Source organism: Stenotrophobium rhamnosiphilum (genome assembly GCF_003052265.1).
Lineage (GTDB): Bacteria > Pseudomonadota > Gammaproteobacteria > Nevskiales > Nevskiaceae > Stenotrophobium > Stenotrophobium rhamnosiphilum.
Window position 1 is genome coordinate 1 of the sequence record NZ_QANS01000015.1, and the last position, 5,402, is coordinate 5,402.

Consider the following 5,402-nt stretch of genomic DNA (forward strand, 5'->3'; position numbering starts at 1 on the left):
AAAAAAATCCCCCAACAAATGTTGGGGGATTTCTATTTAAGAGCCTGGCAGTGTCCTACTCTCGCATGGTCTTGCCACACTATCATCGGCGCTGAATCGTTTCACTTCTGTGTTCGGGATGGGAACAGGTGGTTCCAACTCGCTATTGCCGCCAGGCAAACTGGCTGACGAACTGACGGATCAGTTCATCGAATTTGGTTTGTAGTTAAACACTGTAACAACCTCAATACCATCAGTACAAAACGTCAAAAATGCTTGAGCGTTATATGATCAAGCCGCACGTGCAATTAGTATGAGTTAGCTTCATGCGTTGCCGCACTTCCACACCTCACCTATCAACCAAATAGTCTACTTGGGCACTTTAGGAGTCTTAAAGACTCGTGATATCTAATCTTAAGGTGGGCTTCCCGCTTAGATGCTTTCAGCGGTTATCCCGTCCGAATATAGCTACCCGGCGATGCCACTGGCGTGACAACCGGAACACCAGAGATTCGTTCAACCCGGTCCTCTCGTACTAAGGTCAACTCCTTTCAAATATCAAACGCCCACGGCAGATAGGGACCGAACTGTCTCACGACGTTCTGAACCCAGCTCGCGTACCTCTTTAACTGGCGAACAGCCAGACCCTTGGGACCTGCTACAGCCCCAGGATGAGATGAGCCGACATCGAGGTGCCAAACACTGCCGTCGATATGGACTCTTGGGCAGTATCAGCCTGTTATCCCCGGAGTACCTTTTATCCGTTGAGCGATGGCCCTTCCATACAGAACCACCGGATCACTTAGACCTACTTTCGTACCTGCTCGACTTGTTTGTCTCGCAGTCAAGCTAGCTTATGCCTATGCACTCAAGAGCGCGATTTCCGACCGCGCTGAGCTAACCTTCGCACTCCTCCGTTACTCTTTGGGAGGAGACCGCCCCAGTCAAACTACCCGCCATACAATGTCCCTACTCCAGATAATGGAGCGAGGTTAGAACTTCGAGTTTATCAGGGTGGTATTTCAAGGACGCCTCCACACCAGCTAGCGCCAGTGCTTCAAAGGCTCCCACCTATCCTACACAAACAAACTCAAAATCCAGTGTAAAGTTATAGTAAAGGTTCACGGGGTCTTTCCGTCTTGCCGCGGGAACACTGCATCGTCACAGCGATTTCAATTTCACTGAGCCTCGGATGGAGACAGTGGGGCTATCGTTACGCCATTCGTGCAGGTCGGAACTTACCCGACAAGGAATTTCGCTACCTTAGGACCGTTATAGTTACGGCCGCCGTTTACTGGGGCTTCGATCAAGAGCTTCGTCTTACGACTAACCCCATCAATTAACCTTCCAGCACCGGGCAGGCGTCAGACCCTATACGTCCACTTTCGTGTTTGCAGAGTCCTGTGTTTTTGATAAACAGTCGCAACCCCCTCTTCACTGCGGCCCTCTTCGGCTTTAACACCTAATGAGGGCGTACCTTATCCCGAAGTTACGGTACAAATTTGCCGAGTTCCTTCATCCGAGTTGTCTCAAACGCCTTAGGATACTCTCCTCGCCCACCTGTGTCGGTTTAGGGTACGGATTCTTGTTACCTGGAGCTTAGAGACTTTTCTTGGGAGCTGGGTATCAATCACTTCAGCCCTAAAGGGCCTCGTCGTCACATTTCAGAAATAATCTCCCGGATTTGCCTAAGAGACCTACCTACGTGCTTAAACCACCATCCAACAGGTGGCTGACCTAACCTTCTCCGTCATCCCATCGCAGTAACAACAAGTGCAGGAATATTAACCTGCTTTCCATCGACTACGCCTCTCGGCCTCGCCTTAGGATCCGACTCACCCAGCGCCGAATAACGTTGCGCTGGAACCCTTGGGCTTACGGCGTGACGGTTTTTCACCGTCATTATCGTTACTCATGTCAGCATTCGCACTTCTGATACCTCCAGCAACCCTTACGAGTCACCTTCACAGGCTTACAGAACGCTCCTCTACCACTTGCAATAAATTGCAAATCCGCAGCTTCGGTATTCAGCTTGAGCCCCGTTACATCTTCCGCGCAGGCCGACTCGACCAGTGAGCTATTACGCTTTCTTTAAATGATGGCTGCTTCTAAGCCAACATCCTGGCTGTCTATGACTTCCCACATCGTTTACCACTTAGCTGAAATTTTGGGACCTTAGCTGGCGGTCAGGGTTGTTTCCCTTTTCACGATGAAATTTAGCTCCCACCGTGTGTCTCCCGTGCTGAACTTGTAGGTATTCGGAGTTTGCAACAGTTGGGTAGGAACTTGTGCTCCCCCCAGACCGTAACAGTGCTCTACCCCCTACAGTTATACACGAGGCGCTACCTAAATAGCTTTCGAGGAGAACCAGCTATCACCCGCCTTGATTAGCCTTTCACTCCTATCCACAAATCATCGCTTACTTTTTCAACAGTAGTACGTTCGGGCCTCCATTGTGTGTTACCACAACTTCACCCTGTTCATGGATAGATCGACGGGTTTCGGGTCTACAGCCTGCTACTAATCGCCCTATTAAGACTCGGTTTCCCTACGGCTCCCCTAAACGGTTAGCCTCGCAACAGACTAGTAAGTCGCTGACCCATTATACAAAAGGTACGCCATCACAGAACAAGTCTGCTCTGACTGCTTGTACGCATCCGGTTTCAGGTTCTATTTCACTCCCCTCTCCGGGGTTCTTTTCGCCTTTCCCTCACGGTACTGGTTCACTATCGGTCGGCAACGAGTATTTAGCCTTGGAGGATGGTCCCCCCATATTCAGACAAGGTTTCACGTGCCTCGCCTTACTCAATTTCATGTATTTGGCATTTCGCATACGGGGCTATCACCCACTATGGCCAGCCTTTCCAGACTGTTCTGCTATGTTTCATACACTTAAGGGCTGATCCGCGTTCGCTCGCCACTACTTGCGGAATCTCGGTTGATTTCTTTTCCTACGGTTACTTAGATGTTTCAGTTCACCGCGTTAGCTTCAATAACCTATGTATTCAGTTAAAGATGACACTTGCGTGCCGGGTTTTCCCATTCGGAAATCTTCGGATCAAAGCTTGTTTGTCAGCTCCCCGAAGCTTATCGCAGACTACTACGTCCTTCATCGCCTGTTGCCGCCAAGGCATCCACCAGATGCGCTTGGTCGCTTGATCATATAACCTCAAACATTCTTGAAGAATGCTCTTGGACATACGAGCAACCATACAACTACTACTAGATAATTTTCGCCGTTAAGCACCTATGGCATTGAGTTTAATCAACTTTCGTTAAATAAATAAATGTTACAGTGTTTAACTACAAACCTAATTTTTAAAGAACAGTTACATACCCGATATACACTCAGGTTCAGGAAAACATCTATTGAAAGATGCTTTCGTCAACCAAAATGGTGGAGCCAGTCGGGATCGAACCGACGACCCTCTGCTTGCAAAGCAGATGCTCTCCCAGCTGAGCTATGGCCCCGGTGATTCCTTTGGTGGTCTTGCTGAAGTTGGTGGGTCTGGGTGGATTTGAACCACCGACCCCACGCTTATCAAGCGTGTGCTCTAACCAACTGAGCTACAGACCCGGACTCGGGTGAGTCAAAGATGCGAAGCATCTTTAATCTCTGTATGAGCAAGTAACTTGTGTGGATGCTTCCGCAACGCGAGAAGCTTACTATAAAGGAGGTGATCCAGCCGCAGGTTCCCCTACGGCTACCTTGTTACGACTTCACCCCAGTCATTGACCACACCGTGGTAGACGCCCCCCTTGCGGTTAGACTATCTACTTCTGGTGCAACCAACTCCCATGGTGTGACGGGCGGTGTGTACAAGGCCCGGGAACGTATTCACCGCCGCAAATGCTGATCGGCGATTACTAGCGATTCCGACTTCATGGAGTCGAGTTGCAGACTCCAATCCGGACTACGATGTACTTTCTGGGATTAGCTCCCCCTCGCGGGTTGGCGACCCTCTGTATACACCATTGTAGTACGTGTGTAGCCCTGGTCATAAGGGCCATGATGACTTGACGTCATCCCCACCTTCCTCCGGTTTGTCACCGGCGGTCCCCTTAGAGTGCCCAACTAAATGATGGCAACTAAGGGCAAGGGTTGCGCTCGTTGCGGGACTTAACCCAACATCTCACGACACGAGCTGACGACAGCCATGCAGCACCTGTCTTATGGTTCCCGAAGGCACAACCGCATCTCTGCAGTCTTCCATAGATGTCAAGACCAGGTAAGGTTCTTCGCGTTGCATCGAATTAAACCACATACTCCACCGCTTGTGCGGGCCCCCGTCAATTCCTTTGAGTTTCAACCTTGCGGCCGTACTCCCCAGGCGGACAACTTATCGCGTTAGCTACGACACCGATTCGCAGAGCAAACCGACGTCAAGTTGTCATCGTTTACGGCGTGGACTACCAGGGTATCTAATCCTGTTTGATCCCCACGCTTTCGTGTCTCAGTGTCAATTCAGGCCCAGGAGGTTGCCTTCGCCATTGGTGTTCTTCCAGATATCTACGCATTTCACCGCTACACCTGGAGTTCCGCCTCCCTCTACCGAATTCTAGTCAGACAGTATCAAAAGCAGTTCCCGAGTTGAGCCCGGGGCTTTCACAATTGACTTTCCCAACCACCTACACACGCTTTACGCCCAGTAAATCCGATTAACGCTTGCACCCTCTGTATTACCGCGGCTGCTGGCACAGAGTTAGCCGGTGCTTATTCTTCAGGTACCGTCAAGACTCAAGATGTTAGCTTGAATTTTTTCTTCCCTGCTTAAAGTGCTTTACAACCCGAAGGCCTTCTTCACACACGCGGTATTGCTGGATCAGGCTTTCGCCCATTGTCCAATATTCCCCACTGCTGCCTCCCGTAGGAGTCTGGACCGTGTCTCAGTTCCAGTGTGACTGATCGTCCTCTCAGACCAGTTACGGATCGTCGCCTTGGTGAGCCGTTACCTCACCAACAAGCTAATCCGACATAGGCTCCTCTAAAGGCGCAAGGCCTTGCGGTCCCCTGCTTTGCTCTCACGAGATCATGCGGTATTACTCCAAGTTTCCCTGGGCTATCCCCCACCTAAAGGTAAATTCCTATGTATTCCTCACCCGTCCGCCACTAGATGTATTGCTACACCTCGTTCGACTTGCATGTGTTAGGCATACCGCCAGCGTTCAATCTGAGCCAGGATCAAACTCTCCAATTAAATCTAATCGGATAGATTCCTGAACCCTTGCGGGTCTTCAGAATCGTTAGAGTCATCACGTGGACTCAATATAACTTGGCTCACTTGATGCTCAAATGTACTACTGTGACTTCGTCACCGTACACGGAAGCACCCACACAAATTACTTGCTTTGACTGTTAAAGATCTGGCTGTCGGCTCGCTTCAAAACTTCAAAGCGGCGTCAGCGGGGAGGCGAATTCTACA

The 5,402-nt window shown here is 50.2% G+C and carries 2 tRNA genes and 3 rRNA genes; all 5 read right to left on the reverse strand.

Annotation, left to right across the window (positions count from 1 at the left end):
* Nucleotides 1-42: 42 nt before the first annotated feature.
* Nucleotides 43-156, reverse strand: a 5S ribosomal RNA gene (gene rrf, locus CJD38_RS18235).
* 110 nt (nucleotides 157-266) lie between these two features.
* Nucleotides 267-3,140, reverse strand: a 23S ribosomal RNA gene (locus tag CJD38_RS18240).
* 234 nt (nucleotides 3,141-3,374) lie between these two features.
* Nucleotides 3,375-3,450 (reverse strand) — tRNA-Ala (locus CJD38_RS18245).
* Between the two features lie 29 nt (nucleotides 3,451-3,479).
* Nucleotides 3,480-3,556, reverse strand: a tRNA-Ile gene (locus CJD38_RS18250).
* A gap of 93 nt (nucleotides 3,557-3,649) precedes the next feature.
* Nucleotides 3,650-5,177: ribosomal RNA gene (locus CJD38_RS18255) — 16S ribosomal RNA — on the reverse strand.
* Together the 16S, 23S and 5S rRNA genes with 2 tRNA genes alongside form the textbook arrangement of a ribosomal RNA operon.
* Between the last annotated feature and the right edge of the window lie 225 nt (nucleotides 5,178-5,402).